This window comes from Lentzea xinjiangensis (assembly GCF_900110955.1).
Classification (GTDB): Bacteria; Actinomycetota; Actinomycetes; order Mycobacteriales; family Pseudonocardiaceae; genus Lentzea; species Lentzea xinjiangensis.
Map to the genome: position 1 here is coordinate 25,230 of NZ_FOFR01000014.1, position 26,535 is coordinate 51,764.

The 26,535-nt window shown below is 71.4% G+C and carries 28 protein-coding genes and 1 pseudogene; 18 read left to right on the forward strand and 11 right to left on the reverse strand.

The window, feature by feature from the left end; translation table 11 throughout:
• The first annotated feature begins 70 nt into the window (after nucleotides 1–70).
• Genes BMW88_RS26625 through BMW88_RS26635 form a run of 3 tightly spaced genes read left to right on the forward strand, consistent with a single transcriptional unit; the run spans nucleotide 71 to nucleotide 1,516 of the window.
• On the forward strand, nucleotides 71–334 hold the full coding sequence (locus BMW88_RS26625) for a phosphoribosyl-ATP diphosphatase (protein WP_089955376.1): 264 nt from the start codon (nucleotides 71–73) through the stop codon (nucleotides 332–334).
• A 13-nt stretch (nucleotides 335–347) separates the two neighbouring features.
• Entirely contained in the window at nucleotides 348–1,208 is an 861-nt protein-coding gene (gene hisG, locus BMW88_RS26630; RefSeq protein WP_089955379.1) for an ATP phosphoribosyltransferase, read from the forward strand.
• Nucleotides 1,205–1,516, forward strand: coding sequence for an antibiotic biosynthesis monooxygenase family protein (locus tag BMW88_RS26635; RefSeq protein ID WP_089955381.1), 312 nt, complete (start codon nucleotides 1,205–1,207; stop codon nucleotides 1,514–1,516). Before hisG ends, BMW88_RS26635 begins: the two co-directional genes overlap by 4 nt.
• 41 nt (nucleotides 1,517–1,557) lie before the next feature.
• On the opposite strand, the gene BMW88_RS26640 is transcribed toward BMW88_RS26635, so the two are convergent.
• On the reverse strand, nucleotides 1,558–1,953 hold the full coding sequence (locus BMW88_RS26640) for a DUF4345 domain-containing protein (protein ID WP_089955383.1): 396 nt from the start codon (nucleotides 1,951–1,953) through the stop codon (nucleotides 1,558–1,560).
• Between the two features lie 47 nt (nucleotides 1,954–2,000).
• Here BMW88_RS26640 and BMW88_RS26645 point away from each other — a divergent pair, with 47 nt between their 5' ends.
• Complete coding sequence (locus BMW88_RS26645; protein WP_089955385.1) at nucleotides 2,001–2,576, forward strand: TetR/AcrR family transcriptional regulator; 576 nt, start codon at nucleotides 2,001–2,003, stop codon at nucleotides 2,574–2,576.
• Nucleotides 2,577–3,113: 537 nt separating this feature from the next.
• Here the strand turns inward: BMW88_RS26645 and BMW88_RS26650 are convergent.
• Nucleotides 3,114–3,887, reverse strand: a complete 774-nt coding sequence (locus BMW88_RS26650) for a thioesterase family protein (protein WP_089955387.1) — start codon at nucleotides 3,885–3,887, stop codon at nucleotides 3,114–3,116.
• Nucleotides 3,887–4,732, reverse strand: a complete 846-nt coding sequence (locus BMW88_RS26655; protein WP_089955388.1) for a RecB family exonuclease — start codon at nucleotides 4,730–4,732, stop codon at nucleotides 3,887–3,889. Before BMW88_RS26655 ends, BMW88_RS26650 begins: the two co-directional genes overlap by 1 nt.
• Nucleotides 4,733–4,817: 85 nt before the next feature.
• On the opposite strand from BMW88_RS26655, the gene BMW88_RS26660 reads away from it, so the two are divergent.
• On the forward strand, nucleotides 4,818–5,936 hold the full coding sequence (locus BMW88_RS26660) for a site-2 protease family protein (protein ID WP_089955391.1): 1,119 nt from the start codon (nucleotides 4,818–4,820) through the stop codon (nucleotides 5,934–5,936).
• Nucleotides 5,937–5,951: 15 nt separating this feature from the next.
• Nucleotides 5,952–6,776, forward strand: coding sequence for a tRNA (adenine-N1)-methyltransferase (locus BMW88_RS26665; protein WP_089955715.1), 825 nt, complete (start codon nucleotides 5,952–5,954; stop codon nucleotides 6,774–6,776).
• 57 nt (nucleotides 6,777–6,833) lie between these two features.
• On the opposite strand, the gene BMW88_RS26670 is transcribed toward BMW88_RS26665, so the two are convergent.
• Entirely contained in the window at nucleotides 6,834–7,697 is an 864-nt protein-coding gene (locus tag BMW88_RS26670; RefSeq protein WP_089955394.1) for a hypothetical protein, read from the reverse strand.
• 94 nt (nucleotides 7,698–7,791) lie between these two features.
• Nucleotides 7,792–8,646: an Rv0361 family membrane protein gene (locus BMW88_RS26675; RefSeq protein WP_089955396.1), complete on the reverse strand. Its 855-nt coding sequence runs from the start codon at nucleotides 8,644–8,646 to the stop codon at nucleotides 7,792–7,794.
• Between the two features lie 714 nt (nucleotides 8,647–9,360).
• Here BMW88_RS26675 and arc point away from each other — a divergent pair.
• Nucleotides 9,361–11,157, forward strand: a complete 1,797-nt coding sequence (arc, locus tag BMW88_RS26680) for a proteasome ATPase (RefSeq protein WP_089955399.1) — start codon at nucleotides 9,361–9,363, stop codon at nucleotides 11,155–11,157.
• A gap of 52 nt (nucleotides 11,158–11,209) precedes the next feature.
• Here the strand turns inward: arc and BMW88_RS26685 are convergent, their stop codons facing one another.
• Entirely contained in the window at nucleotides 11,210–12,013 is an 804-nt protein-coding gene (locus tag BMW88_RS26685) for a CPBP family intramembrane glutamic endopeptidase (RefSeq protein WP_089955401.1), read from the reverse strand.
• A complete protein-coding gene (locus tag BMW88_RS42140) occupies nucleotides 12,010–12,348 on the reverse strand; it encodes a hypothetical protein (RefSeq protein WP_177221351.1) in 339 nt (112 codons plus the stop codon). Before BMW88_RS42140 ends, BMW88_RS26685 begins: the two co-directional genes overlap by 4 nt.
• 62 nt (nucleotides 12,349–12,410) lie before the next feature.
• Here BMW88_RS42140 and BMW88_RS26695 point away from each other — a divergent pair, with 62 nt between their 5' ends.
• The gene (locus tag BMW88_RS26695) at nucleotides 12,411–12,803 is read left to right on the forward strand and encodes a GntR family transcriptional regulator (protein ID WP_089955405.1); all 393 of its coding nucleotides are present in this window, start codon (nucleotides 12,411–12,413) and stop codon (nucleotides 12,801–12,803) included.
• The gene (locus tag BMW88_RS26700; protein WP_089955407.1) at nucleotides 12,800–13,756 is read left to right on the forward strand and encodes a DUF5808 domain-containing protein; all 957 of its coding nucleotides are present in this window, start codon (nucleotides 12,800–12,802) and stop codon (nucleotides 13,754–13,756) included. Before BMW88_RS26695 ends, BMW88_RS26700 begins: the two co-directional genes overlap by 4 nt.
• Here the strand turns inward: BMW88_RS26700 and BMW88_RS26705 are convergent.
• Entirely contained in the window at nucleotides 13,745–14,374 is a 630-nt protein-coding gene (locus tag BMW88_RS26705; RefSeq protein WP_089955410.1) for a response regulator, read from the reverse strand. The genes BMW88_RS26700 and BMW88_RS26705 overlap by 12 nt on opposite strands.
• Nucleotides 14,371–15,435, reverse strand: a complete 1,065-nt coding sequence (locus tag BMW88_RS26710; RefSeq protein ID WP_218148226.1) for a sensor histidine kinase — start codon at nucleotides 15,433–15,435, stop codon at nucleotides 14,371–14,373. The genes BMW88_RS26705 and BMW88_RS26710 overlap by 4 nt, the downstream gene beginning before the upstream one ends.
• A 111-nt stretch (nucleotides 15,436–15,546) precedes the next feature.
• Here BMW88_RS26710 and BMW88_RS26715 point away from each other — a divergent pair.
• From BMW88_RS26715 to BMW88_RS26730, 4 genes and pseudogenes are all read left to right on the forward strand, one after another.
• A pseudogene (locus BMW88_RS26715) lies at nucleotides 15,547–16,191 on the forward strand (ABC transporter ATP-binding protein); the annotation flags it as partial.
• Nucleotides 16,192–16,244: 53 nt separating this feature from the next.
• Nucleotides 16,245–17,000, forward strand: a complete 756-nt coding sequence (locus BMW88_RS26720) for a hypothetical protein (protein ID WP_089955414.1) — start codon at nucleotides 16,245–16,247, stop codon at nucleotides 16,998–17,000.
• 97 nt (nucleotides 17,001–17,097) lie between these two features.
• Entirely contained in the window at nucleotides 17,098–18,153 is a 1,056-nt protein-coding gene (locus BMW88_RS26725; RefSeq protein ID WP_089955417.1) for a glycoside hydrolase family 5 protein, read from the forward strand.
• Between the two features lie 72 nt (nucleotides 18,154–18,225).
• Nucleotides 18,226–19,104 (forward strand): aldo/keto reductase, encoded by an 879-nt coding sequence (locus BMW88_RS26730; RefSeq protein ID WP_089955419.1) that lies wholly within the window; start codon nucleotides 18,226–18,228, stop codon nucleotides 19,102–19,104.
• Here BMW88_RS26730 and BMW88_RS26735 read toward each other — a convergent pair.
• A complete protein-coding gene (locus BMW88_RS26735) occupies nucleotides 19,091–19,585 on the reverse strand; it encodes an NUDIX hydrolase (RefSeq protein WP_089955421.1) in 495 nt (164 codons plus the stop codon). The two genes, BMW88_RS26730 and BMW88_RS26735, sit on opposite strands and share 14 nt — an antisense overlap.
• A gap of 109 nt (nucleotides 19,586–19,694) precedes the next feature.
• Between BMW88_RS26735 and BMW88_RS26740 the strand changes: the two genes are divergently transcribed.
• From BMW88_RS26740 to prcA, 5 genes are all read left to right on the forward strand, one after another.
• Nucleotides 19,695–22,091, forward strand: a complete 2,397-nt coding sequence (locus tag BMW88_RS26740; RefSeq protein ID WP_089955422.1) for an FtsX-like permease family protein — start codon at nucleotides 19,695–19,697, stop codon at nucleotides 22,089–22,091.
• A gap of 72 nt (nucleotides 22,092–22,163) precedes the next feature.
• Entirely contained in the window at nucleotides 22,164–23,657 is a 1,494-nt protein-coding gene (gene dop, locus BMW88_RS26745; protein ID WP_089955425.1) for a depupylase/deamidase Dop, read from the forward strand.
• Nucleotides 23,658–23,736: 79 nt separating this feature from the next.
• Nucleotides 23,737–23,931: a ubiquitin-like protein Pup gene (locus BMW88_RS26750; protein ID WP_089955427.1), complete on the forward strand. Its 195-nt coding sequence runs from the start codon at nucleotides 23,737–23,739 to the stop codon at nucleotides 23,929–23,931.
• Nucleotides 23,932–23,979: 48 nt separating this feature from the next.
• Nucleotides 23,980–24,828 (forward strand): proteasome subunit beta, encoded by an 849-nt coding sequence (gene prcB, locus BMW88_RS26755; RefSeq protein WP_089955429.1) that lies wholly within the window; start codon nucleotides 23,980–23,982, stop codon nucleotides 24,826–24,828.
• Nucleotides 24,829–24,862: 34 nt separating this feature from the next.
• Complete coding sequence (gene prcA / locus BMW88_RS26760) at nucleotides 24,863–25,636, forward strand: proteasome subunit alpha (RefSeq protein WP_089955431.1); 774 nt, start codon at nucleotides 24,863–24,865, stop codon at nucleotides 25,634–25,636.
• Nucleotides 25,637–25,893: 257 nt separating this feature from the next.
• On the opposite strand, the gene BMW88_RS26765 is transcribed toward prcA, so the two are convergent.
• The gene (locus BMW88_RS26765) at nucleotides 25,894–26,529 is read right to left on the reverse strand and encodes an alpha/beta fold hydrolase (RefSeq protein WP_089955432.1); all 636 of its coding nucleotides are present in this window, start codon (nucleotides 26,527–26,529) and stop codon (nucleotides 25,894–25,896) included.
• Nucleotides 26,530–26,535: the final 6 nt, after the last annotated feature.

A 26,535-nucleotide genomic window follows, 5' to 3' on the forward strand; every position in this document is an offset into this window, starting at 1 on the left:
ACGTCCAGGGCGTGGGACTGACCCGACCGCGGTGTGGACGGCGGGCGGGGAGATGGGAGGATGTCGTGTCGTGAAGACCTTCGACTCCCTGTTCGCCGAGCTGACCGAACGAGCCGCCACCAAGCCGGAGGGATCCGGCACCGTCGCAGCGCTCGAGGCCGGCGTCCATGCGCAGGGCAAGAAGGTCCTGGAGGAGGCGGGCGAGGTCTGGATCGCCGCCGAGTACGAGTCCGACGAGAAGCTCGCCGAAGAGATCTCGCAGCTGCTGTACCGCCTCCAGGTGCTCATGCTGGGCCGCGGCCTGACCCTCGAAGACGTTTACAAGTACCTCTGACGGAGACTTCCACATGCTGCGCGTAGCAGTCCCGAACAAGGGCGCGCTCGCCGAACGCGCCTCCGCCATGCTGACCGAGGCCGGCTACCGGCAGCGGCACGAGCCGCGCGACCTGACCGTGCTCGACCCGAACAACGACGTGGAGTTCTTCTTCCTGCGTCCCAAGGACATCGCCATCTACGTGGCGTCCGGCGACCTGGACCTGGGCATCACCGGCCGGGACCTCGCCGCCGACTCCGGCGCCGACGACAACGGCTCCTCGGTCGAGGAGCTGCTGGCACTGGGCTTCGGCTCGTCGACTTTCCGCTACGCGGGCCCGCGCGGCACCGACTGGAAGGTCGAGGACCTGGAGGGCAAGCGCCTCGCCACGGCGTACCCGAGGCTGGTGGGCCGCGACCTCAAGGCCCGCGGCATCAACGCGCAGGTGATCAGGCTCGACGGCGCCGTCGAGATCTCGATCCAGCTCGGCGTGGCCGACCTGATCGCCGACGTCGTGGGCTCCGGCCGCACGCTGCGCCAGCACGACCTGGTGGCGTTCGGCGAGCCGATCTGCGAGTCGGAGGCGGTCCTGGTGCACCGCGCCTCGTCCGAGCTGACCGCGGCGAAGAAGCAGCTGGCGGCCCGCCTGCAGGGCGTCGTGTTCGCCCAGCAGTACCTGATGCTCGACTACGACTGCCCGCGGTCGCTGCTGACCGAGGCCGTCGCCCTGACCCCGGGCCTGGAGTCGCCGACGGTGGCGCCGCTGGCGGACGACAACTGGGTGGCCGTGCGGGCGATGGTGTCCCGCAAGGAAGCGAACAGGGTGATGGACGAGCTGGCCGCGATCGGCGCCAAGGCCGTGCTGGCCTCGGACATCCGGTTCTGCCGCCTGTGATCCTGGAACACGCCGTCCTGGACGTGCTGCCGGGTAGTGAGGACGAGTTCGAGTGGGCGTTCGGCGAGGCGCGGGAGCTGATCTCCGCCTCGCCGGGCTTCCTCGGCCTCGAACTGCTGCGGTGCGTGGAGGCGCCGTCGCGGTACCTGCTGCTGGTGCGGTGGGAGTCGGTGCAGGCGCACACCGTCGGCTTCCGGCAGGGACCCTCCTACGAGCGCTGGTCCGCGCTGCTGCACCGGTTCTACTCGCCGTTCCCGGTGGTGGAGCACTACTCCAGCGCTCTGAGCACCTCCTCGTCCGTGGTCTGACGGGACGGCGAGGACCGGCGGCTGCCGCACGAGGGTCCGGTTCACAGTCCGGCTGACGCCACGCGTTTCTCGTCGGCCGCGGCCAGCCAGAAGAACACCGGCGGCAGCACCACCTCGAGCGCGATCAGCGGGAGCTGGAACCAGTGCGGCTGCCCGTGCACCGCGAGCGACAGCACCCGCCCGGCCGCCGACAGCGCGAACACGCCGGCCAGCCACCGGACGGCGGTGGCCGGGACCGGCCTCTGCCGGGCCGCCCAAATCCAGGCCAGCCCGTAGCCGAGGAAGATCGCGTTGTAGAAGCGCTCGCGGCTGTCGACCGTCGCCCCGGCGTCCTCCGCGCCCGGCACGGACGCGACGCCCAGCACGACGTGGTACGCCCCGATCAGCACGCACGCCACACCCATCGTCCAGGCGAGCGCTCGCAACGTCTTGGCCATCTCCGTGCCCCCTTGGTTGACACGTGTCTACTCCGACAGGTGGACACGTGTCAACTAAGCTCCCGGTCGTGAGGCTGACCCCGGAAGCACGCCGCTCGCAGCTCGTCGGCGTCGGCGCGTCCCTGTTCGCGTCGAAGCCCTACGACGAGGTGGCGATGGAGGAGGTCGCCTCGCGCGCCGGCATCTCCCGGGCGTTGCTGTACCGGCACTTCTCCAGCAAACGCGACCTCTTCGCCGCCGTGCACCAGCACGCCACCGACCAGCTGCTGACCGAGGTCGAGGACCTCGGCGACGGCACGCCCGCCGAGCAGATCGCCGTGGCCCTCGACGCGCACTTCGACTACTTCGAGGCCAACCGCAACCTGGTGCTGGCCGCGAACCGCGTCCTGGCGGGCGACCCGGTGGTGCGCGCGGTGATCACGGGCGGGTTCGCCGCCCTGCAGCGACGGCTGCTCGACGTGGCCGGGGTGGACGGTCCGCTCGCTGCCGCGGCGGTGCTGGCGTGGCTGGAGTTCGTGCGGGTGATGTGCGTGGAGTGGTTGGGGCGTCAGGGTTTCGACCGCATGGAGCTGCGCGACCTGTGTGTCCGCGCGCTGATGGGGGCGCTCGATCTCGGTGAGTGAGCCCGTGCTTGGCCTGGTTGGCGGGCCGGGTAACGGCGCCTGGTCGGGCCGTCCCGCGTCGACCGGGGTGGTGGGAGGGAACGGCGCCCTGCCCCAGGCGGTGAGGGGTGTGGCTAGCCGCGTTCGCGTACGAACAGCGCCTGTGCCGTCGTGCCGACCGGCCCCTGCACGTCGTGTACCACGCTGGTGGCCACCCACACCATTCGGCCGATGGTCGTTCGCGCGGTGCTGGTCGCGCTCGACCTCGGCGAGTGAGCCTATCGTCGGCCTGGTTCGCGCGCCGGGCAATGGCACCCGGTCAGACCGTCGGCGCATCGGCCGAGTGGCTGCGGCGAGGGTGCGGTTAGCCGCGTTCGCGCACGAACTGCGCCTGTGCCGTCGTGCCGACCGGCCCCTGCACGTCGTGTACCCCGTTGGTGGCCACCCCCGCACCGTCCGACCTCGACGCGTGAGCCCGTGCTCGGCCTGGTTCGCGCGCCGGGCAACGGCACCGGTCGGGCTGTCCGCGTCGCACGAACACTGCGGTGAGGGGTGCGGCTAGCCGCGTTCGCGCACGAACAACGCCTGCGCCGTCGTGCCCACCGGCCCCTGCACGTCGTGCACCACGCTGGTGGCCACCCCCACACCGTCCGGCCCGATGGTCGTCCGCGCGTCCATCCCGACCCACTCGCCGACGGGCTGCCGGTGCAGGTGGACGGTCAGGTCGGTGTTGATGGCGTACCACTTGCGGATGTCCACGCGGGACGAGACGCCGCTGGCCGAGTCGACCACCGAGAAGAGGCGTTCCAGCGGTGTCGGCTCGAAGCCCTCGACGACGGCCACGCGCGGACGGGCCCACACCTTGGCGTCGCCCGGCGTGAAGATGCCGCCGGACAGGGAAAGCCACTCGACGGCGGCCAGGTAGCCGCCGCTCCAGCCCTCCGGGATCTCCATGGGCGAGGCGGAACGCGGGGGAGCGAGGACCTCGCCGGTGCCGCCCGCCACGGCCGCGGTGTCCGCGCCGACGATGCGCCACGCACGCGCTGTCAGCACGGCACGGCCGTTGTGGGACAAGGAAGCTGCCACCAGTTCCACGGAACGGCCCTGGCGTTCCACCGACGTGGACACCGTCAGGTCGGCCACCGGCACCGGGCCGAGCACGTCGAACGTCACGCGCGCCAGCGAGGTCTCGGCGCGGTCCACGCCCAGCAGGGAGCGGACCAGCAGCGCCGACGGCGGGCCCAGGTGCTGGCTGTCCGGGCCCCACGGGCCGACGGTGTGCTCGGTGGAGCGGAACGCGCCGTCGCCCAGCGGCAGGTAGAAGGCAGTCATCAGTCGCGGTCCCGCAGCGCCTCGGTGTCGTCGGGCTCCGGCCAGCCGGGGTAGGGCGGCGGGGTGCCGTCGAACGCGGGGCAGAAGGCCTTGTGGTCGCAGTAGTCGCACAGGCGGCTGGGATTGGGGCGGAAGTCGCCGGTCGGGGCGGCCCGCATGATGGCCTGCCAGATCGCGTCCAGGGTGCGTTCGAAGCGGGCCAGCTCCGCCTCGTCCGGCGTGTAGGCCAGGGCCTGGCGGTCGGCCAGGTACATCAGGCGCAGCTGGCGGGGGACCACGCCGCGCAGCTTCCACAGCACCAGCGCGTAGAACTTCATCTGGAACAGCGCCTTCGCCTCGCCGATCTCGCGGGGCGCGGCGCCGGTCTTGTAGTCCACGACGCGGATCTCGCCCGTCGGGGCCACGTCCACGCGGTCGATGTAGCCGCGCAGCAGGACGCCGGACGGCAGCTCGGACTCGACCAGCAGCTCCCGCGACTCCGGCTCCAGGCGGCGCGGGTCCTCCAGGCCGAAGTAGCCGTCGAGCAGCTTGGTGGCCGACGCCAGCCACTCGGCCTCCTCCTCGCCGCCGGGAACCTCGAACAGCGTGGCGAACTCCGGCCGCTCGGCCTTCACGCGCTCCCAGGCCGGCGTGATCATCGACCGGGCCCGGTCCGGCACGCGCTCGGCGGCGGGCAGCGCGAACAGGTCCTCCAGCACCGCGTGCACCACCGTGCCGCGCACCTGCGCCTTCGTCGGCCTCTCCGGCAGCCGGTCCACCGCGCGGAAGCGGTACAGCAGCGGGCACTGCTTGAAGTCCCCCGCCCGGGACGGCGACAGCGCGGGCCTGCGCAACGTGGTGCTCATGCTTCGCACCCTAGGACAGGGGTCCGACAATTCCGTGGCCACCCACCAGACCGCGAGATCACACCACCCGCTCTACAGTGCTTGCGTGGCCGCGCGGACCAGCGAACGAGAGGGCGGCCTGCTGCTCTTCCGGGTGGCGGGCATCCCGGTCGTGCTCGCGCCGTCGTGGTGGATCGGGTCGGCGATCGTGGTGGCCTTCTACGCGCCGCTCGTCGACGACCTCGCGCCCGGCACGCCTCCGGGCGTCGGCCTGCTCCTCGCCGCGCTGTTCGCGGTCTTCCTGGGTCTGAGCGTGCTCGCGCACGAGCTCGGCCACTGCCTCGCGGCGCTCCGGCTCGGCCTGCCGGTCAGAAGACTGCGGCTGTACCTGCTGGGCGGGGTGTCCGAGATCATGCGGACACCCGGCAGGCCCAGCCACGAAGGCGTCGTCGCGGGCGCGGGCCCGGCGGTGTCCGTGGTGCTGGCGGTCTTCTTCGGCATCGGCGCCCTCGTGATGACGCCGGGCGACGTCGTGTGGGTCCTGGTCTTCCAGATCGCCGCCGCGAACGTCGCCGTCGCCGTCTTCAACCTGTTGCCCGGCCTGCCGCTGGACGGCGGACGGATCGTCAGGGCGGGCGTGTGGGCCGCCACGGGGCAACGGGCGGTGGGCACGCGTGTCGCCGTTGTCGGTGGCTTCGTCGTGGCCGGCGCGTTGGTGGTGTGGGCGCTCTACGGCATCGCGGAGGGCGCGGAGGACCGTTGGCTGCGCTTCGGCGTGTGTGCGTTGACGGCGTGGGTCGTGGTCGCCGGCGCGAGGAGCGAGCTCACCAGCGAACGCCGCCGGACCTGGCCCGTGGGCGTCACGCTCGACGACCTCATCCTCCCGGTGCTCCAGCTCCCGGCCGAAAGCCCCGTCAGGGACGCGCTGAGCACCGCCGCCGGCCGGGGCGTGGTGCTGGTCAGGGCCGACGGGGTGGCGGCGGGGCTGCTCGACACCGAGCTGGCGCGCAAGCTCGCTGCGGCGAGTCCCTTCGCGCCCGCGGAACAGGCCGCCGAGCCGATCCTGCCCGAGACCGTGCTGCTCGCCGACGAGCCCGGCGAGGAGATCGTGGAACGCGTCCGGGGCACCGCCGCGTGGCAGTTCCTCGTCGTCGACATGGAGGGGCGTCCGGCGGGCGTGCTGCGCAGGGAGGACCTGCGTGCGGCCATTGAGAAGGGCGTTTGACACCATTGCGCGGTGATTAGCGCGAGTGGACCGTTCCAACCGGGCGACCGGGTTCAGCTGACCGACCCCAAGGGACGGCACTACACCGTTGTCCTCGAGCCCGGCAAGGAGTACCACACCCACCGCGGCGCCATCCCGCACGACCTGCTGATCGGGCAGCCGGAGGGATCGGTCGTGGCGTCGGTGGGCGGCACGAACTTCCTGGCGCTGCGCCCGCTGCTGCCGGACTACGTGCTGTCCATGCCGCGGGGCGCGCAGGTGATCTACCCGAAGGACGCCGCGCAGATCGTCATGTACGGCGACATCTTCCCGGGCGCGCGCGTTCTGGAGGCCGGCGCCGGCTCCGGCGCGTTGTCGTGCTCGCTGCTGCGCGCGGTGGGCGAGAAGGGCAGCGTCCAGTCCTACGAGGTGCGCGACGACCACGCGGTGCACGCGATCCGCAACGTCGAGACGTTCTTCGGCGAACGCCCCGGCAACTGGTCGATCACCGTCGACGACGTGAAGAACCACGAGGGCGAGGTCGACCGGGTCATCCTCGACATGCTCTCGCCGTGGGACGTGCTCCCCACGATCGCGAAGAACCTCATCCCCGGCGGCGTCCTGGTCGTCTACGTCGCCACCACCACGCAGCTGTCCACGGTCACGGAGGCGCTGCGGGAGATGACGTGCTGGACCGAGCCCCACGCGTGGGAGACGCTCGTCCGCCCGTGGCACGTCGTCGGTCTCGCCGTGCGGCCCGAACACCGGATGATCGCGCACACGGCGTTCCTGCTGACCACGCGCAAGCTCGCGGACGGCGTGACGGCGCCCAAGCCGCAGCGCCGCCCCAGCAAGGGCTGACCGGACCAACGACGAGGGGGCCCGCACTGCGCGCAGTGCGGGCCCCCTCGTGCCAGGTCAGTTGGACTCGATCTTGTCGATGCCGCAGACCTTCCAGTCGCCGCCCTCCTTGGACAGCTTGTAGATGATGCTGCCGGAGGTGGTCTTGCCAGGGTTGGCCGGGTCGACGAGCCCGGTCAGCTTCTGCGTGAACGTGCCGCTGCTGCCCGAGGTCTTGACGCTCGCCACGGTGGCCGTCGCGGTCGGCTGCGCCTTGCCGGACTGCATCTTCAGCTTGGGGAACTCCGCCGCGCACACGAGGCTCTTGACGTCGTTCGGGTCGCTGCTGCCCGCCCGGACGCCCTTGAGCACGATCTCGGTGAACTCCTCCGCGACCTCCTCAGCCGCCGAGTCACCACCGCTCGACGAGCTCTTCGACGAGGGCGCCGTCGGCTTGCTGCTGCCGTTCGTCGGCTGCGAGCCGGCCTCGGAGCTCGACGCCGTGCTGGTGGTCGCCGGGTCGTCACCGGACAGCAGCACGGCCGCCGTGATACCGCCGCCGACCAGCACCAGCACACCGGCGACGACGCCGATGATCAGGCCGGTGTTGCTCTTCTTCGGAGGGGGCGGGCCGCCGTACCCGCCGGGCTGGCCGTACGGCGGCTGCTGGCCGTACGGACCGGGCTGGCCGTAGCCGGGCGGGCCCTGCTGCGGGAAGCCGCCGCTGGGCGGCCCCTGCTGGCCGTAGCCCGGCTGGCCGTACCCCGGTTGCGGGAAGCCGCCGCTCTGCGGCTGCTGGCCGTACGGACCCGGCTGCTGACCGTGACCCGGCGGCTGCCCGAAGCCGGGCTGCTGGCCGTACGGATCGGGCTGCTGGCCGTAGCCGGGTTGCTGCGGCGGCTGCTGCCCGTGAGGCCCTGGCTGCTGCGGCGGGTAGGTCATCGAATTCCCCCGATGGTGGTCATCTGATCTGTTGTGCGAGTGGTTCGGTCACCGAAGGCCCTGTCCGGCGGACGGGGCCCTTCCCGGAACTCGATCACCGGGTCGTCGGGACCTTGAGGTCCGGCAGCTTGACTTCCGGCAGCACGAGGTCCTTCGCGAGCGTGCAGAACTTCCAGTCGCCCGATTCCTTCTTGAACTTCACGGTGAGGTCGTAGGTCTTGCTCTCGGTGCCCATCGCCACGGTGGTGGAGACCCCGACGTCCGCCGTGTCGCCGGACACCTTCACGTCCTTGACGTCCACCTTCGGGGAGGGCATCTTCTTGAACTCCTCGGCCAGCTTGCGCTGGTCAGGCGTCAGCCTCTTCTCCGTCTCCTCGGCCTCTTCGAGGGCCTCGGCGCACATCAGCGACTTGGCCTTGCTCTCGTTCTTGGCGGCGCTCACGGCGTAGTACTCCTCCGCGACCTCCTTCACCGCGGCGGCCTGGTCACCACCACCCGAGCCGCCGTCGCCGGAGAGCAGGACGGCGGCGGTGACGCCACCGCCGACGAGCACCAGCACACCGGCGACGACGCCGATGATCAGGCCGGTCTTGCTCTTCGCTGGCGGGGGACCGCCGAACCCGCCGGGACCGGGCTGACCGTACGGCGGCTGGCCGTACTGGGGCTGGCCGTACTGAGGCTGCCCGTACTGGGCCTGGCCGTACGGGCCGGCCGGAGGCTGCTGGCCGTGGCCGGGCTGGGGGAAGCCGCCGCTCTGCGGGCCCTGCTGGCCGAACGGGTCCTGCTGCGGCTGACCGTACGGGCCCGGCTGGCCGGGCTGCCGGCCGTACGGATCGGGCTGCTGGCCGTAACCGGGCTGCGGCTGGCCCTGACCCGGTTGCTGCCCGTACGGCCCGCCGGGCGGCGGCTGCTGCCCGTGGGGACCGGGCTGCTGCGGCGGGTAGGTCATCGGAACTCCCCCGAAGTGGATGAGGTGGTCTTTCGCTGGACATTGTGGTGCGTCGCCGGGTCGGCTCGCGGGCGATTGGCGGCTATCGGCACCCGCGAGTGGTCCCGCACACCTCGTGCTGTTGCCGTCATGTCACGCGAAGGCCGTGTCTGATAACGATTGTGGCAACTCCACCGGGAATCGAGTGCGATGCACTGCGCTGTCGGGGTGGTGGGCCGAACGACCCGGCACGACCACCCGGTTGGCCGCACGCCGGCCGGTCGTACCTGAGCCTCGCTCGAGCGGGTGCTCCGGCGAGCGCGAGCGAGGGGTGTTGCGGTGCGTGACCACCGAACGGACCAACCGGTGGTCCACCTGGTGGGACAGTGGCGGATCGCCGCCCGTCGCCGGGCCGCGAGGCGCACCGCCCGTGCTCGCGGTCGTCCGAGGGGGTCGCGCGCGGTAGCGCCGCCGGTGGGCGCCCCGGTGCTCCCATGGTGCCCTCCTCGGACTTCTCGCAGGTCGGCGGCGTGTCGTGGAGCGAAACGCCGGTGGTGGATTCTGGAACGCACCGTAGCGGGTGGGTGGTTCCACCCGACACCGAGATGGAGCAGTGGACCGCCGCCGGAGGTCTTGCCGTTGCGGCGCGCCAACGATGATGATGTTGTGAGTACCCCATTTTGTCGGTGATCGCCGGTACCGTAATCGGTACGAACACGGGAGGAGGGTGCCGACATGCAGCACGGTCATCCCGGCAGCCAACCCGATGAGGGTGGCGAGCTGAACCAGGGCAACAATTCTGCCGAGCTGACAGCGCAGATCAGGTTCCTCGAGGACGAGATCGCGTCGTTGCGCCGCAAGCTGACCGAGTCGCCGCGCCACACGCGGTTGCTCGAGCAGCGCTTGGCTGAGGCGACTGAACGCGTCAGCCAGCTGACCGAGCGAAACACGAAGCTCATAGACACCCTCCGCGAAGCACGAAGCCAGCTGCTCGCGCTGCGTGAAGAGGTCGACCGGCTGGCCCAGCCGCCCAGCGGTTACGGCGTCTTCATGGCGCGGTACGACGACGGAACGGTCGACGTCTTCACGTCCGGCCGCCGGATGCGGGTCGCCGTGTCCCCGGCGGTCGAGCCGGAGAAGATCGCCTACGGCCAGTCCGTCCGCCTCAACGAGGCGCTGACGGTCGTCGAGGCGGGCGGTTTCGAGCGGTCGGGCGAGGTCTGCGCGCTGCGGGAGGTGCTCACCGAGGACGGTGAGGACACCATCGCCCGCGCGCTGGTCGTCGGTCACGCGGACGAGGAGAGGGTGGTCTGGCTTGCCCAGCCGCTGCTCGACTCGCCGCTCAAGCCCGGCGACTCGCTGCTGGTCGACTCGAAGGCGGGTTTCGCCTACGAGCGGGTCCCCAAGGCCGAGGTCGAGGACCTCGTGCTCGAGGAGGTCCCGGACATCGACTACAGCGACATCGGTGGCCTGTCCCGGCAGATCGAGCAGATCCGCGACGCCGTGGAGCTGCCCTTCCTGCACGCCGACCTGTTCCGCGAGTACGAGCTGCGCCCGCCCAAGGGCGTGCTGCTCTACGGCCCTCCCGGCTGCGGCAAGACGCTCATCGCCAAGGCGGTGGCGAACTCCCTGGCCAAGAAGGTGCGCGAGATCCGCGGCGAGACCGACAAGCAGGCCAAGTCCTACTTCCTCAACATCAAGGGTCCCGAGCTCCTCAACAAGTTCGTCGGTGAGACCGAGCGGCACATCCGCCTGATCTTCCAGCGGGCTCGTGAGAAGGCGTCCGACGGCACCCCGGTGATCGTGTTCTTCGACGAGATGGACTCGATCTTCCGCACCCGCGGCTCCGGTGTCTCGTCCGACGTCGAGACGACGATCGTGCCCCAGCTCCTCGCCGAGATCGACGGCGTCGAGGGCCTGGAGAACGTCATCGTCATCGGCGCCTCCAACCGCGAGGACATGATCGACCCGGCGATCCTCCGCCCGGGCCGGCTCGACGTGAAGATCAAGATCGAGCGGCCGGACGCCGAGGGCGCGAAGGACATCTTCAACAAGTACCTGACGCCCAACCTCCCGCTGCACGCCGACGACCTCGCCGAGTTCGGCGGGGACCCGAAGGCCTGCATCGAGGGCATGGTGCAGCACACCGTGGAGCGCATGTACGAGGAGTCCGAGGACAACCGGTTCCTGGAGGTCACCTACGCCAACGGTGACAAGGAGGTCCTGTACTTCCGGGACTTCAACTCCGGCGCCATGATCCAGAACATCGTCGACAGGGCGAAGAAGGCGGCGATCAAGTCGCTGCTGGACACCAAGCAGCCCGGCCTCTCGGTCCGGCACCTGCAGGCCGCCATCCTCGACGAGTTCGCCGAGAACGAGGACCTGCCGAACACGACGAACCCGGACGACTGGGCACGCATCTCGGGCAAGAAGGGCGAGCGGATCGTCTACATCCGCACGCTCGTCACCGGGAAGAACCAGGAGTCGGGCCGCGCGATCGACACGGCCACGAACACCGGCACCTACCTGTAGGGCAGCACCACGCCACCGCCCCGGCCGCTCCTCGCGGCCGGGGCGGTGCGCGTCATGCCGCGAGTGCCTTCCGCCTGGTGGTCACGGCGAGCACCGCGATCACGGCCGCCATCACGACCCAGCCCGGCCAGCCGCTCAGCCCCGTCGACCACGGGTCCGGCGCGGCCAGCTCGGCGGCGTCGGTGAAGGCGACGTTCACCAGGCCGATCACCAGCGTGTTGTTCGCGGCGTGCGCGACCGCGCAGGCCCACACCGAGCCCGTGCGCAGCCGCAGCTCACCCAGCAGCGCGCCGAACAGCACCGTGAAGACGGCGAACGGCACGAACGCGGGCCAGGTGGCCCGCCCGGTGTAGCCGGGCAGGTGCCAGACGGCCCAGATGAGCCCGCTCAGGCCGAACGCGCCCCACCGGCCGAACCGCAGCAGCCGCGGCAGCAGGAAACCGCGCCAGCCCCACTCCTCGCAGAACGCCAGCGGCAGCACCAGCCCGAACAGCAGCCCGCTGCGCGCCACCGCGGTGAGCAGCACCTCTCCGACCGGTCCACCGCCGTGGACCTGGTGCAGGCCGGAGAAACCGGCCAGGTCGAGCCGCAGCACGCCGGTCACGCCGCCGATCACCACGGCGAGCAGGGCCAGCCCCAGGACAGCGGCCAGTGCCGCCGCGACCTGCCACGGCGGTTGCCGGCGCAGACCGGTGTCACGCAGGCCGAACCGGCGCACGGTGACCAGCGTCGCGAGCCCGGCCGCGAGCATCCCTCCCGGCGCGATGACGTCGACGCCCGTTCCCAGCCGCAGCAACCAGAGCAGCCACGGGACGGTGAACGCGATCGCGAGGAACGTCCCGACGGGCCGGCTCACGACACCACCGCCTCCAGTGCCGCGATGACGTCCTCCGGCAGGCTCACGAGGAACTCGCCGTGGCCCTCCGTGCGGATCCAGACCGCCGTCATCCCGCCTCGGACGGCCACGAGCTGACGTCCCCCGCGGCCCCTCCAGATCCCGGACTTCACGGTGCCCGCGACTTCCGCGCCGACGACGCGCACGCCGTGCGGCCGGAGGAACGGGTGCCGTTCCCGCCGCACTTCGCGGACCGCCCCGAGCGGCACCTCGACGCGCCGCCGCCAGGTGAACACGCGCTCCCACGCGGTGAACTCGATGACCAGCCTGCCGTCGTGGATCGCTGTGTCGGCCATGACCACTCCCTCCCCAGATGAGCATCTGCTCTATAACTTGTATAACAGATAGAGTTGGTGTCGTGCTACTGACGATCGACCTCGACAGCGACACGCCGATCTACCAGCAGATCCGCGACCGGGTGGTGGAGGCCGTCGCCTCGGGGGTCCTGCGCGCGGGCGACCCGCTGCCGTCGACCCGGCAGCTCGGGGTCGACCTCGGCATCAACTTCCACACCGTGAGCAAGGCCTACGACCTGCTGCGCCAGGAGGGGCTGATCCGGATCAACCGCAAGAGCGGAGCGGTCGTGCGCCGGGACCGCACCTCGGGGCCGCCGGACGCGGGGTTCGCCGACGCGTGGCAGGCCAGGCTGCGCACCCTGCTCGCCGAGGCCGCGACGCAGGGACTCACCCGCGAGGACGTGCTCAAGCGCAGCCGGGACGTGCTCGACGGCTTCGAGGGGGAGAACCGATGACGGACCTCGTCTGGCTCGCGCTCGTCACGGCGGGCTTCCTGGTGCTGCCGTCGACGGCCAGGCCGACGCTGCCGTTCGGGGTGCGGGTACCGCGCGAACGCTCCGGTGAGCTGCGCCGGGTCCGCACGGGATACCGGGTGGTCGTCGCGGTGCTCGGTGCTGCCGCGGTGGCCGCGACGCTCGCCGGCGCCACCGGGCTCGTGCCCGTGCTCGTCGTCGCGTGCCTGCTCGCGCACTGGGCCGCGGCGGCCTTCGTCGCCAGGGCCAAGCGGTCGTGGCCGAAGGTCCGGCAGGGCGTCACCGCCGACACCGGCCTGCGCACCGATCCCGTCCGCCTGCCGTGGTCGTGGCTGGCCCCCGCCTCGGTGCTGCTCGCCGCCACCGCGGTGCTCGGCCTGGTCCGGCGCCCGCCGTGGGACGCCGCGTGGCCGGTGACCCACCAGGCCGTCGTGCTGGTGATCGCCGTGCTCGCGGCGGTGACGCTCCCACGGGCACGGCCTGAGCTGGACGCGGCACGTCCGGAGAGCTCGGCACGGTCGTACCGCGCCTACCTGACCGGAACGTTGCGCATCGTCGCTCTGCTGGCCACGTCCGTCATCGCCGCGCTGGCCGTCAAGGCGTTGCCGCTGTGGGGAGTCGTGGCGCCGGGAGCCGTCTGGACCGCGGTGACCGTCGTGCTGGTGGCGGTGCCGTTCGTCGTCGCGGTCGTGTGGCTGCTCCGCGCGGGTGACGCGGGGCATCGCCTGGACTCCGGCGGCAGCGAGGACACCGGTGTGGCGCAACGCGATGACGACCGCCACTGGCACGTCGGCGGTCTGGTGTACGCGAACCGCGCCGACCCGGCGTTGCTCGTGCACCAACGGGTCGGCTCGCGGTGGACGCTCAACCTCGGTCACCCCGCGTCGTGGCTGGCACTGGCCGCACTGCTCGTCGTGGTGCTGCTAGCCGGCTAGGCCGGACTCGTAGGCCGCGATCACGAGCTGCGCGCGGTCGCGGGCGTGCAGCTTCGCCAGCAGGTTGCCGATGTGCGTCTTCACCGTGCCGGGGCTGACGTGCAGCGCCGCCTGGATCTCCGCGTTGGACAGCCCGCGCGCGACCAGCAGCAGCACCTCCTTCTCCCGCTCGGTCAGCCGCTCCAGACCTCGGACCGGCGGCGACGAGGGCCGCCGGACGAACTCCGAGATCAGCCGGCGGGTGACCGACGGCGACAGCAACGACTCGCCGGACGCCACCACCCGGATCGCCGTCAGCAGCTCGGCCGGGGGAGTGTCCTTCAGCAGGAAACCCGAGGCGCCTGCCCGCAACGCGCCGAAGACGTACTCGTCGAGGTCGAACGTGGTCAGCACGAGCACGCGCGGGCCGTCCAGCAACCGGGTGGCCTCGATGCCGTCCATCACCGGCATGCGGATGTCCATCAGCACGACGTCGGGCTCCAGCTCCGCGGCCAGCGCCACGGCTTCGGTGCCGGTGCCCGCCTCGCCGACCACGTCCAGGTCCGGTTCGTTGTCCACCAGCAGGCGGAAGCTGGCGCGCAGCAGCGCCTGGTCGTCGGCGATCAGCACGCTCGTCATCGGTGCGGCAGCTCCGCGACGACCCGGAAACCGCCCTCGGCACCAGGTCCGGCGCTGAAAGTGCCGCCGTACACGGCCACGCGTTCGCGCATGCCCATCAGCCCGTGCCCCACGCCCAGCTCCCGCGCCCCGGGACCGTCATCGGTCACCTCGACCCGCACTGCAGACGGGGTCACCTCCACCAGCACCGCGCACGACGCGGGTGCCGCGTGCTTCACGACGTTGGTCAGCGCCTCCTGCACTATCCGGTACGCCGACAGCCCGATCCCCTCCGGCACGGCGGTGTCGCCCCGCACGTCCAGCGAGACGCGCACGCCCGCGAGCGACGCCCGGTCGGCCAGCTCCGCCAGCCCGTCCAAGCCGGGTGACGGCGCGAGGGCGGCGTCCGAGCGCAGGACGCCCAGCAGGCCGCGCATCTCGGCCAGCGCCGCCCTGCTGGTCTCGGAGATCACGGTGAGCGCCTCGTAGGCGTGCTCGGGTGAGCGCACGTGTGCGGCGTTGGCCGCCTGCACCGTGATCAGGGAGAGGTTGTGCGCCACCACGTCGTGCAGCTCGCGGGCGATGCGCAGGCGTTCGTCGGCCAGCGCCTGCTCGGCCCGCTGGGAGAGCTCCCGCTCCAGGAACGACCGCCGCAGCCGGGTCGTGTACCCGATGGCCCACACGGCACCGAGAGCGGAGATGACGACCAGCACGTTCTCCGGCTCGCCACCGGAGACGCCGGAGATCACGGCCACGGCGGCCACGAGCGCGGTCAGCGACCACGTCCGTGAGCGTTCGACGGCCACGGTGTAGAGCGCGAAGCACACCGCTCCCACCGGTGCCCCGAGAGCCTCTGCCGGCAGCACCCGACCGACCACCACCGCCGTCGCGGCCGTCGTCACCACCAGGGCGGGCACCGGCCACAGCCGGCGGACCGCGACCGGCAGCGCGACCAGGGCGGCGCCGGGCAGGACGAGCCACCACGGCTTGTCCTGGTGCTCCACCATCGCGTAGGCCACGAGCACACCGATCACCGCCGTGGCGGCCAGGTCGACCAAGTAGAGGTGCAGTCTCGCGATCACGAGGCCGACGGTAACGAGCGCACGGGCGCGGCGCCTCGGACCACGGTCCGATTCCGGGGTTCGGCCCGCGGTCCGATCCGTTCAGGGCCTGGCGGGCCGACTCTTCTCCGCATGATCGAGGTGCGGAACCTGACGAAGAGATACGGCGGGACGACGGCGGTGGACGACCTGTCGTTCACCGTCCACCCCGGACTGGTGACGGGCTTCCTCGGCCCGAACGGCGCCGGCAAGTCCACGACCATGCGCATGGTCCTCGGCCTCGACCGGCCCACCGGCGGCGAGGCGCTCGTCAACGGCAGGCGGTACGCCGACCTGGACCAGCCGCTGCGGCACGTCGGCGCGCTGCTCGACCCGGCCGCGGTCCACCACGGCCGCAGGGCGCTGGACCACCTGCGCTGGCTCGCGGCGAGCAACGGGATCAGCGGGCGGCGCGCGGTCGCGCTGCTGGAGCAGGTCGGTCTGGGAGGCGTGCGGGACAAGCGGATCAGGGCGCTGTCGCTCGGCATGAAGCAGCGGCTCGGCGTCGCGGCGGCGCTCCTGGGCGACCCGGAGGTGCTGATGTTCGACGAACCGGTCAACGGACTGGACCCCGAAGGCGTGCGCTGGATCCGGGACCTGGTGCGCGGCCTCGCGGAGGAGGGCCGCACGATCTTCGTCTCCAGCCACCTGATGAGCGAGATGGCGCTGACCGCCGACCACGTGGTGATCGTCGCAAGAGGACGGCTCATCACGGAGACCCCGATGGAGGCGTTGACCCGCAACGGTTCCCTGGAGGACGCCTACCTCGACCTCACCTCCGGGAGGGGACTGTGAAGAACGCGCTCGCCGCCGAGTGGACCAAGCTGCGGACCGTCCGCGCGCCCTTCGGCATCGTCGCCGCGATCGGCCTGATGGTCGTCGCCGGCGCGGCGCTGTCGTGGTTGATCGTGCGGGACTACGACGGGTCCCCCGCCGCCGAGCAGGCGGAGTTCGCCTCCGCCGACTCGAGCGTGGTGATCACGCCGGTCGTCCAGTTCCTCGTCGCCGCGCTCGGGGCGCTCGTCGCGACCTCCGATCCGAGGCTCACCGCGCTGACCGCGGTGCCGGACCGCAAACGCCTGCTGGCGGCCAAGACCGTGCTCGTCGCGACCGCGGCCGCGGTGCTCGGCGTCGTCGCGCTGGCGACGAGCACCGGCACGAGCCGGCTGGTCATGGGGGACCGGCCGCCGCCGATCGCGCCGTGGGACGGCCTGGGCGACGTGCTGCCGTGGGCGGGCGCCGCCGTGCTGTCGATCCTGGTGACGGGGCTGACCGGTCTCGGCATCGGGCTCGCGGTGAGGTCGACGGCGGTGACGGTCGTCGTGGTGGGCGTGCTGCTGTGGGGCGTTCCGGCCGTCACGCCGATGCTGCCGGAGCCGTGGGACGTCGACGCCTCGGCGGTGATGGTGCCGTACCTGGTGTGGGAGGTGGCCGGGGTCGTCGACGACCCGCCCCTGAGCCCGGCGGCCGCCGTGGCGTGCCTGCTCCTCTACGCACTGGTGGCGCTCGGTGCCGGAACGGTGGCTCTGCTGCGACAGGACGCTTGACTCCCTCCGGAGCCGGCTTTATGGTCGTCCATACCTTTAACGGTAAGGAAACTTACCTAACTAATCCGCCGCCGGCAGTTCCGAGAGGAGACGCTGAATGGCTTGGCAGAAGTCTGTGGTGGCGCTCGCCGCGGCAGTCGTGCTTCCGTTGACCGGCGTGACGGCGGGCAGCTCCGTCGCCGCCGCACCCGCGGGCGACGTCTCCGCCGCCGCGCTGCCGGCGGGTTCGCCCGCGGCGGTCAACGGCCAGCTCAGGGTGTGCGGCGTGAAGCTGTGCAACCAGAACGGCAAGCAGGTCCAGCTGCGCGGCATGAGCACCCACGGCATCCAGTGGTACTCCCAGTGCGTCAAGACCGCGTCCCTCGACGCGCTCGCGAACGACTGGAAGGCGGACATCCTCCGCATCTCGTTGTACGTCCAGGAGGGCGGCTACGAGAGCGATCCCCGCCGGTTCACCGACATGGTGCACGGCTACATCGAGGAGGCCACTAAGCGCGGCCTGTACGCGCTGGTCGACTGGCACCAGCTCTCGCCGGGCGACCCGAACCACAACACCACCCGCGCCAAGACGTTCTTCAAGGAGATCGCGCAGCGGCACAAGGACAAGACGAACATCATCTACGACATCGCCAACGAGCCGAACGGCGTGTCGTGGTCGCGGATCAAGTCCTACGCGGAGGCCGTCATCCCGACCATCCGCGCGGAGGACCCGGACAGCCTCGTGCTCGTGGGCACGCACGGCTGGTCCACCTTCGGCCTGTCCGACGGCACGGACATCAACGAGGTCAGCCGCAACAAGGTCAACGCCTCGAACCTGATGTACACCTTCCACTTCTACGCGAAGGACCACCGCGACTCGTACCTCAACGCGTTGCGCACGGTCTCGAGCCAGGTGCCGGTCTTCGTCACCGAGTTCGGCTCGCAGGAGGCGTCCGGTGACGGTCCCAACGACTTCACCATGGCGAACAAGTTCATCGCGTTCATGAAGGAGGCCAAGATCTCCTGGACGAACTGGAACTTCTCCGACGACCACCGCACGGGTGCGGTGTTCAGGACCGGCACGTGCTCCGGCAGCAGCTTCGCCGGTGAGGGTCCGCTGAAGGACGCCGGCAAGTGGGTGCGCAACCACCTCCGCACGGCCGACGACTTCTGACCCACCCGCGTCACCGGCCCCGGCGGGGCACGTGAACGGCGGTCCTCCGGGGCCGCCGTTTACCGTTGCCGCATGGCACAACTCGCTCTCGGTCTCGCGTCACTCGGCCGTCCCGCTTACATCAACCTCGGCCGTGAGGACGCGTTGCCCCGTGTGCGCGACGTCGACGCGATGCGCGCGCAGTGCCACCTCGTTCTCGACACCGCTTACGAGCTCGGCATCCGCTGGGTCGACGCGGCCCGCTCCTACGGCTTGTCCGAGGACTTCCTGTCGTCGTGGCTGCCGGGGCACGACGACGTGACGATCTCCAGCAAGTGGGGCTACGCCTACACCGCGGACTGGCGGCCCGACGCCGAGGTGCACGAGGTCAAGGAGCACTCGCTGGCGCGGTTCGCGCAGCAGTGGCGGGAGACCAGCGCGCTGCTGCCGCGCGTCGACCTCTACCAGGTGCACTCGCTGACGGCCGACAGCCCGCTGTTCGAGGACGCGGCGCTGCGGGACGCGATGACCGGGATCGGTGTCCCGCTGGGCTTCTCCACCTCCGGGCCGCGGCAGGCCGACACCATCCGCAAGGCGCTCGACCTCGGCGTCTTCCAGAGCGTCCAGTCCACCTGGAACCTGCTGGAGACCTCGGCGGGAGACGCGTTGCGGGAGGCGCACGACGCCGGGCTGCGCGTGATCGTCAAGGAGGGCGTGGCCAACGGCAGGCTGGTCGTGGACCCACCGCCCGCGGTGGCGGCGCGGGCGGAAGCGCTCGGCGTCGGTCCGGACGCGGTGGCGCTGGCGGCGATCGTGCGGCAGCCGTGGGCGGACGTCGTGCTCTCCGGCGCGGCGAGCCCGGAGCAGCTCCGGTCCAACGTGGACGCCCTGCGGATCGACGTGGACCTGCCGGAGCTGGCCGAGCCAGCCGAGCAGTACTGGCGGACGCGGGCCGGGCTCAGCTGGAACTGAGGCGCAGCCACTCGCGGCCGATCTCGCGGCCGTCCGGCACCAGCGGCCAGTCCGGGTCGTCGATCCTGCCGCGCAGCTCCTCCAGGTCCATCCACCCGCCCCAGGCCACCTCCTCGGGCTGGTGGGTGAACGGGCCGTCGGTGCGCGCCTCGTAGACCCACACGTGGTAGCGCGTGTGTTCGTCGACGTACCGGGACGTGAACAGCTTCGTCAGCGGCACGACGACGCCGAGCTCCTCGCGGAGCTCGCGCGCCGCCGCCTCGTCGGGGTGCTCGCCGGCGTCGATCACGCCACCCGCGGTGCAGTCGTAGAGGCCGGGGAAGACGTCCTTGGTGTCGGTGCGGCGGTGCACGTAGACCCGCCCGCCGTCCAGGGACCGCACGACGATCGTGGCGCAGCCGTGCCACAGGTTCTCCGCGCGCATGCGTTCGCGCGTGACCTCCCCGATCACGTTCGCGTCCTCGTCGTAGAGGTTGATCATCCCGCTGTCCTCCTGTGGTCGTACGCGAGCTTGCTACCCCAGTCCGACGCCCGCTGATCACCTCCCTTCCTACCTTCGTGACCGTCAGACGTGTCACCGAGGAGGATCCGTGTCCACTTCCCTGCGGCTCGGCGTCGCCGAGTTCCGCGCCCGGCCCGGCCGCGCGCTGCTGCCCGGCGTCGCCCTCGTGGTCGGCGTGGCGTGCCTGCTGGCCGCCCTGGTGCTCAGCGACGCGCTCACCAGGTCGGTCGACGAGGGCGCGCCGCTCACGCCGTCCGCGGTGGGCCACGTGGTCGACGTCAAGCCGCCGTCGTACGACGGCCCCGCCGCCGGGGAGCAGACCCGCCCGGCGCTCGACGACGCGCTGCTCGCGCGGCTCTCCGCTGTCGGCAGGGCGGTTCCGGTGCAGGTGGCGCAGGCGGACCTGCTCGACGCCGGCGGACGCGCGGGGCAGCACCGCGCCGACGTGCACGTCCAGCAGCCGGACCTGGTGCGCTGGCCGCTCGCCGAGGGCAGGCAGCCCGCGGCCGGCGGCGAGGTCGCCGTCGACAAGATCACCGCCTACGAGCGGGGGCTCAAGCCCGGCGACAAGATCGCGCTCGCCGCCGCGGACGGCAGGCCGTTCGAGGTGACCGTCAGCGGCGTCCTGAAGAAGGGCGGGGTGGACTCGCTGCCGGTCCTGGTAGCCGGCCCCGACCTCGCGCGCAAGCTCGACCTTCGGCCGGAGACCGAGCAGGTCTGGGTGATCGGCGGTACCCGGGAGGCCGTCGCCGCCGCGGCCGGCGCGTCGTACGTCGTGTGGACCCCGGCGCCCGACGCCGACAAGGTCGGCAACGACCTGATGTTCGTCTTGCTGCCGTTCAGCGTGCTCGCGCTGGCCACGGCGGTGTTCGTGGCGTCGGCGACGTTCCGCGCGGTCTACGCGCAACGCCAGCGGCAGACGGCGTTGCTGCGGTGCATCGGCGCCCAGCGCGGGCCGTTGGTGCGCCGCAGCCTGTTCGAGGCGCTGCTGACGGGCGCGATGGCGGGCATCGGCGGTGCGCTGCTCGGCGGGCCGACGGCGTGGATCCTGGCCAGGACGTTCGACGTCACCGGCATCTCCGCGCTGTTCGGCGCGGTGGAGCTGAGCCCGGACCTGCTGCCCTCGCTCGGGTACGTGGTCCTCGGCGTCGTCGTCGCCGCGCTGCTGAGCGTGACGGCCGCCGTCCGGCCCGCGATCAACGCCGCGCGGGTGTCACCCCTCGCCGCGCTGCGGGAGGCGGACAACGAGGTGCCGACCCGGTCCGTGCGCCGGCTGCGGCTCGTGTTCGGCCTGCTGTTCACCGGTGGCGCCGCGCTGCTCGCGGTGGCGGCGGTCGCCGCCAAGGGCACCACCGCCGCGCCGCTCGCCGTCACGTTCTCCGCGATCGCCGCGGTGACCGGGCTGTTCTGGGTCCTCGGCCCGGTGACGGTGCCGTTCCTCGCGCGGGCGTTCGGCAGGATCGGCGGCACGCAGTGGAAGCTCGCCGGCGCGGAGGTGCGCAGGATGCCGCAGCGCTCGGCGTCGGTCGCGCTGCCGCTGCTGCTGGCCAGCTCGATGGTGACGTTCTTCCTGGTCCTGCTCGGCGGCGCGCAGCAGATGTCCTACCAGTTCGCCAACGAGGAACGTCCGGACGCCACCGTGGTGGACGCGGGCGCGCGGCCGCTGCCCGAGATCCCGCAGCTGCCCGGCATGGCCGCCCGCGTCGTGCTGCACAAGGCCGAGAACGCCTCCGCCGCCGACCCGGAGGAGTTCAAGGCGTGGCTGAGGGCGCAGAAGGTGGGCGGCGCCGAGCGGTTCGCCGCGGGGACCGCGATCGTGCCCCTGCACTGGGGGGACCGGCCGTTCGTCGAGAGCGACGGCAAGCGGTACGAGGTCGTCGGAAACGTGTCCGGCACCCTCACCGGCTACGAGCCGGTCGTCGCCGGCCCGGCTGCGGGACCGGCGCAGAAGGTGCTGGTCGCGTTGCAGCCGGGCGTCGACCCGGCCCGGTTCCGGGCGGACCTGCAGGCCGCGCTGCCGGACAACCCGACCGTGATCGTGCGGACGGACGCCGACGAGCGGGCGGAGGCCGACCGGTACCTGCACCTCGGCACCGTGTTGATGATGGTGCTGCTCGGGCTGTCCGTGGCGGTCGCCGTCACCGGCATCGGCACCGCGCTGACCATCTCCGTCCAGGAACGCCGCAAGGAGCTCGCGCTGCGCCGCGCCTTGGGCGTCACTCGAGGCGGACTGCAGAGCGGGGTCGTCGCCGAAGCGGTCATGCTGGCCCTCGTCGGGGTCATCGGCGGTGGCGCGCTCGGGTTCGGCTACGCGCAGATCGCGATCCTCTCGACCGGCATCGACATGTCGCTGCCGGGCCTGGCCGTGGTGTTGCCGCTGGTCATCGGGGCGGCGGCGGTCGTGGCGCTCGCCGTGGTGGCCGCTTTCGGCCCGTCCCGCGGCGCCGCGCGGATCCGTCCTGCGGCCGGACTGGCATCCGGGTGAATAGGGTGAGGGGAGCTTCACCGTGAAGCTCCCCTCACGCTGATGCCGGGGTCAGGTCATAAGGTGTTGCACATGCGGCGGATCATGGGAACCGAGGTCGAGTACGGCATCGCGGTGCCGGGCGACGCGACCGCGAACCCGGTGCTCACTTCGACACAGGTGGTGCTGGCGTACGCGGCGGCGGCGGACATACCGCGCGCCCGGCGTGCCCGCTGGGACTACGAGGTGGAGTCGCCGCTGCGCGACGCGCGCGGGTTCGACCTGGGCTCGCCCGGCGGTCACCCCGCCGACTCCGACGTCGAGGACCTGGGCGCGGCCAACGTCATCCTCACCAACGGCGCGCGGCTCTACGTCGACCACGCGCACCCCGAGTACTCGGCACCCGAGGTCACCAACGCGCGCGACGCGGTGATCTGGGACAAGGCGGGGGAGCGGGTGATGGAGGAGGCCGCGCTCAAGGCCGCCACCGTGCCCGGCCAGCCCCGCCTGCAGCTGTACAAGAACAACGTCGACGGCAAGGGCGCGTCGTACGGCACCCACGAGAACTACCTGATGCAGCGGTCGACGCCGTTCACCGCCGTCATCGCGGGCCTCACGCCGTTCTTCGTGTCGCGCCAGGTCATGACCGGCTCCGGCCGCGTGGGCATCGGCCCGTCCGGTGAGGAAGCGGGCTACCAGCTCTCGCAGCGCGCCGACTACATCGAGGTCGAGGTCGGCCTGGAGACGACGCTCAAGCGCGGCATCATCAACACCCGCGACGAGCCGCACGCGGACGCGGACAAGTACCGCCGCCTGCACGTCATCATCGGCGACGCGAACCTGGCCGAGTACTCCACGTACCTCAAAGTCGGCACCACGTCCCTGGTGCTCGACATGATCGAGGCCGGGCAGCGGTTCGACGACCTGCGCCTGGTCGACCCGGTGCGCGCGGTGCACCAGATCAGCCACGACCCGACGCTGAAGACGAAGGTCGAGCTGACCGGCGGCCGCAAGTTCACCGGCCTCGACCTGCAGTTCGCCTACCACGAGCGGGCGACGGCGTTCGTGGAGAAGGAGGGCGTCGGCGACCGCGACGTCCTGCGCGTGTGGGGCGAGGTGCTGACCGACCTGGCCCGCGACCCGGCGCTGTGCGCGGACCGGCTCGACTGGGTCGCGAAGCTGCGGCTGCTCGAGGGCTACCGGCAGCGCGACGGCCTCGCCTGGGGCTCCGCGCGGCTCAACCTGGTCGACCTGCAGTACTCCGACGTCCGGCTGGACAAGGGCCTCTACAACCGCCTGGTCGCGCGCGGCTCGATGAAGCGCCTGGTCAGCGAGGAGGAGGTGCGCGCGGCCATCACCACCCCGCCGGAGGACACGCGCGCCTACTTCCGCGGCCGGTGCCTGGAGCGCTACCCGACCTCGGTCGCGGCCGCGTCATGGGACTCGGTGATCTTCGACCTGGGTCGGGAATCGCTCGTGCGCATCCCGACGCTCGAACCGCTCCGCGGCACGAAAGCCCACGTCGGAGCGCTTCTGGAGGCTTCTGACACCGCCGAGCAGCTCGTGGACGCGCTGACTCGCGGGTGATCGTCTACCCGAGTGGCTCAGGATTTTTGTCGGTGCCGCTGGGTAGTGTTCTTGTCAGGCGAGTGAGCGGGAGGCCGAGATGTCCCAGGAACAGAAGCAGCACCAGGGCGGTGGCGACGGCGACGACGGTGCCGATGGCGCTGCCGGAGCCGGTCAGGAACGCCGCGAGAAGCTCGGCGAGGACGTGGACGCGATCCTCGACGAGATCGACGACGTGCTCGAGGAGAACGCGGAGGACTTCGTCCGCGCATACGTGCAAAAGGGTGGTCAGTAGGCCTTCGGGGGCCTGTTGACCATTTCGGGACGGGAGAACAGCCAACACATGGACCACAGCTCGACCGGGCGTTACCCGGCCGCGGCGCTGCCCTCGGCGTACCTCACGCCGGGCTCGTCGTCGTTCACGGACTTCCTGCGGGCGCAGGCACCCGACATGTTGCCCAGCGCCCGGAAGCTCCCGGAGGGGGCCGTCCAGGCCCCGCACGGGACGACGATCGTCGCGGCCACCTACAAGGGTGGGGTCGTGATCGCCGGCGACCGGCGCGCGACGATGGGCAACGTCATCGCCCAGCGCGACATGAAGAAGGTCTTCGTGACCGACGACCACTCGGCCGTCGGCATCGCGGGCACCGCGGGCATCGCGATCGAGATCGTGCGCCTGTACGCGGTGGAGCTGCGGCACTACGAGAAGATCGAGGGCGTTCCGCTGTCGCTCGACGGCAAGGCGAACCGCCTCTCGGCCATGATCAGGGGCAATCTCGACGCGGCCATGGCCGGCCTCGCCGTGGTGCCCCTGTTCGCGGGCTACGACACGTCGGCCGCCGACTCGGACCGCGCGGGCCGCATCGTGTCCTACGACGTCACCGGTGGCCGCTACGAGGAGTCGCAGGGCTACCAGGCGGTCGGCTCGGGCTCGCTCTTCGCGAAGTCGGCGCTGAAGAAGCTCTACGACCCGGACGCGGACGCCGACGGCGCGATCCGCGCGGTCATCGAGGCGCTGTACGACGCGGCGGACGACGACTCGGCGACGGGCGGCCCGGACCCGGTCCGCCGCCTCTACCCGATCGTGGTCACGATCAACGGCGTCGACGGCGCCGTCGAGGTACCGGAGTCCCAGGTCCAGACGGTCGCCGACGCGGTCGTCGAAGGCCGCCGGTCCCGCCCCGCAGGCTGAGTCCCCCACCGGTTCGACGTCAGGAGCACCACCCATGACGATGCCGCTGTACGCATCGGCAGAGCAGGTGATGCGCGACCGCTCGGAGTACGCCCGCAAGGGCATCGCCAGGGGTCGCAGCGTCATCGTGCTGAAGTACGCGGACGGCATTCTGTTCGTCGCGGAGAACCCCTCCAGCACGCTGCACAAGGTCTCGGAGATCTACGACCGCATCGGCTTCGCCGCCGTCGGCCGCTACAGCGAGTTCGAGAACCTCCGGCAGGCGGGAATCCGGTTCGCCGACGTCCGCGGCTACCAGAACGACCCGCGCGACGTCACGTCCCGCTCCCTCGCGAACGTCTACGCGACCACCCTCGGCACCTACTTCACCGAGCAGATCAAGCCCTTCGAGGTGGAGATCTGCGTGGCCGAGGTCGGCGACTCCGCCGAGTCGGACACCCTGTACCGGCTGACGTACGACGGGTCCATCGTGGACGAACCGCAGTACATCGTGATGGGCGGCACCGTGGACGCCGCCAACACCGCGCTGAAGGAGTCCTTCGCCGACGGCTTGTCGTTGGCCGAGGCCGTTCCCGTCGCGGTGAAGGCCCTGTCCGCCGGGTCGTCGTCCACCGGCAGTGGATCCACCGAGCTGCTCCCGGCCGCCAAGCTGGAGGTCGCCGTGCTGGAGCGGGCCCGGCCTCGGCGGGCGTTCCGGCGGATCGCCGGGGCTGCTCTTGATTCTCTTCTGCCTGCGCCTACGAAGGACGGCAAGGCTGTGGAGGATGTCGAGCTGCCTGGGGCTTCTCCTGAGGAGGAGTCCAAGTAGGTTCGCGGTTGGTTCGAGGCCCTCGGCTTGTGCCGGGGGCCTTGTGCTTCAGTGGCTTGCTGGTGCGTGCTTTTCCTGGGGCGCTGCCCCCAGACCCCCGGCAATCTGATCCGGGGGCCAGCGCCGTTCGCGGGTTGACGGCACGCCTGTTGCCGTGGGCGGCTTGCTGTCGCTGTGGTGGTTGCGTTGGCGGAGCTGCGCTCCGGACGGCTCGCCTGCGGCATCGCGGTTGGGCTCGGCTTCGCCGTCGCGGTTGGTCAGGTGGCGTACTTCGCCAGCAGGTCCGCCAGTTCCTCCGGCTTGCTCAGTTGTGCGCAGTGCCCGGCGGCCAGTTCCACCGGCTCCACCCCGGGTAGGCGGTCCGCCAGCATCCTCCGCATGAACGACGGCACGAAGAAGCGGTCCTCTGTGCACAGGATGAAGTGCGTTGGCAGGTCGGGCATCGCCGGCAGGGGCCACGGCTTCGCCATCGCGTTCTCCGACATGCCACGGCCCCGCTGCTGCGCTTCCGCTGCCAGGTCCGCGGGCACGTCGTGCCAGAACGAGTTCTCCAGGCCCGCGTCCTCGTAGCCCGCGTTGGCCCACCAGTCGCCGGGTGCCTCGCCGGGGGCCGGCACCATCGCCGTCACCAGGACCAGGGCCGAGGCGTTGATGCGGTCGGCGACCAGAGGGGCGGTGAAGCCGCCGAACGAGTGGCCGACCACCACCACGTCCGAAGTGGACGGGAGGGCGTCGACCAGGGTCGACGCCCAGTCCTCCAGGTCTTTCGACTCGTCCTCGATGGGGAGGTCGGGGGCGACGGCGGTGTGGCCCTTGGCCCGCAGGGCCTGCACCACGAGGTGCCACGACCAGCCGACGTCGCCCCCTCCGTGCGCGATGGCGAAGGTGGTCATGGCGGC

Excerpts from the sequence above, each read along its gene's own strand:
- BMW88_RS26750 (WP_089955427.1), top strand. The coding sequence starts at position 23,737 with ATGTCCCAGGAACAGAAGCAGCACCAGGGCGGTGGCGACGGCGACGAC.
- BMW88_RS26650 (WP_089955387.1), bottom strand. The coding sequence starts at position 3,887 with ATGACTGCCTTCTACCTGCCGCTGGGCGACGGCGCGTTCCGCTCCACC.
- BMW88_RS26725 (WP_089955417.1), top strand. The coding sequence starts at position 17,098 with ATGGCTTGGCAGAAGTCTGTGGTGGCGCTCGCCGCGGCAGTCGTGCTT.
- dop (WP_089955425.1), top strand. The coding sequence starts at position 22,164 with ATGCGGCGGATCATGGGAACCGAGGTCGAGTACGGCATCGCGGTGCCG.
- prcA (WP_089955431.1), top strand. The coding sequence starts at position 24,863 with ATGACGATGCCGCTGTACGCATCGGCAGAGCAGGTGATGCGCGACCGC.
- BMW88_RS26735 (WP_089955421.1), bottom strand. The coding sequence starts at position 19,585 with ATGATCAACCTCTACGACGAGGACGCGAACGTGATCGGGGAGGTCACG.
- BMW88_RS26765 (WP_089955432.1), bottom strand. The coding sequence starts at position 26,529 with ATGACCACCTTCGCCATCGCGCACGGAGGGGGCGACGTCGGCTGGTCG.
- BMW88_RS26640 (WP_089955383.1), bottom strand. The coding sequence starts at position 1,953 with ATGGCCAAGACGTTGCGAGCGCTCGCCTGGACGATGGGTGTGGCGTGC.
- BMW88_RS26675 (WP_089955396.1), bottom strand. The coding sequence starts at position 8,646 with ATGACCTACCCGCCGCAGCAGCCCGGTCCCCACGGGCAGCAGCCGCCG.
- BMW88_RS26700 (WP_089955407.1), top strand. The coding sequence starts at position 12,800 with ATGACGGACCTCGTCTGGCTCGCGCTCGTCACGGCGGGCTTCCTGGTG.
- BMW88_RS26730 (WP_089955419.1), top strand. The coding sequence starts at position 18,226 with ATGGCACAACTCGCTCTCGGTCTCGCGTCACTCGGCCGTCCCGCTTAC.
- BMW88_RS42140 (WP_177221351.1), bottom strand. The coding sequence starts at position 12,348 with ATGGCCGACACAGCGATCCACGACGGCAGGCTGGTCATCGAGTTCACC.
- hisG (WP_089955379.1), top strand. The coding sequence starts at position 348 with ATGCTGCGCGTAGCAGTCCCGAACAAGGGCGCGCTCGCCGAACGCGCC.
- arc (WP_089955399.1), top strand. The coding sequence starts at position 9,361 with ATGCAGCACGGTCATCCCGGCAGCCAACCCGATGAGGGTGGCGAGCTG.
- BMW88_RS26670 (WP_089955394.1), bottom strand. The coding sequence starts at position 7,697 with ATGACCTACCCGCCGCAGCAGCCAGGGCCTCACGGGCAGCAGCCGCCG.
- BMW88_RS26655 (WP_089955388.1), bottom strand. The coding sequence starts at position 4,732 with ATGAGCACCACGTTGCGCAGGCCCGCGCTGTCGCCGTCCCGGGCGGGG.
- prcB (WP_089955429.1), top strand. The coding sequence starts at position 23,980 with ATGGACCACAGCTCGACCGGGCGTTACCCGGCCGCGGCGCTGCCCTCG.
- BMW88_RS26705 (WP_089955410.1), bottom strand. The coding sequence starts at position 14,374 with ATGACGAGCGTGCTGATCGCCGACGACCAGGCGCTGCTGCGCGCCAGC.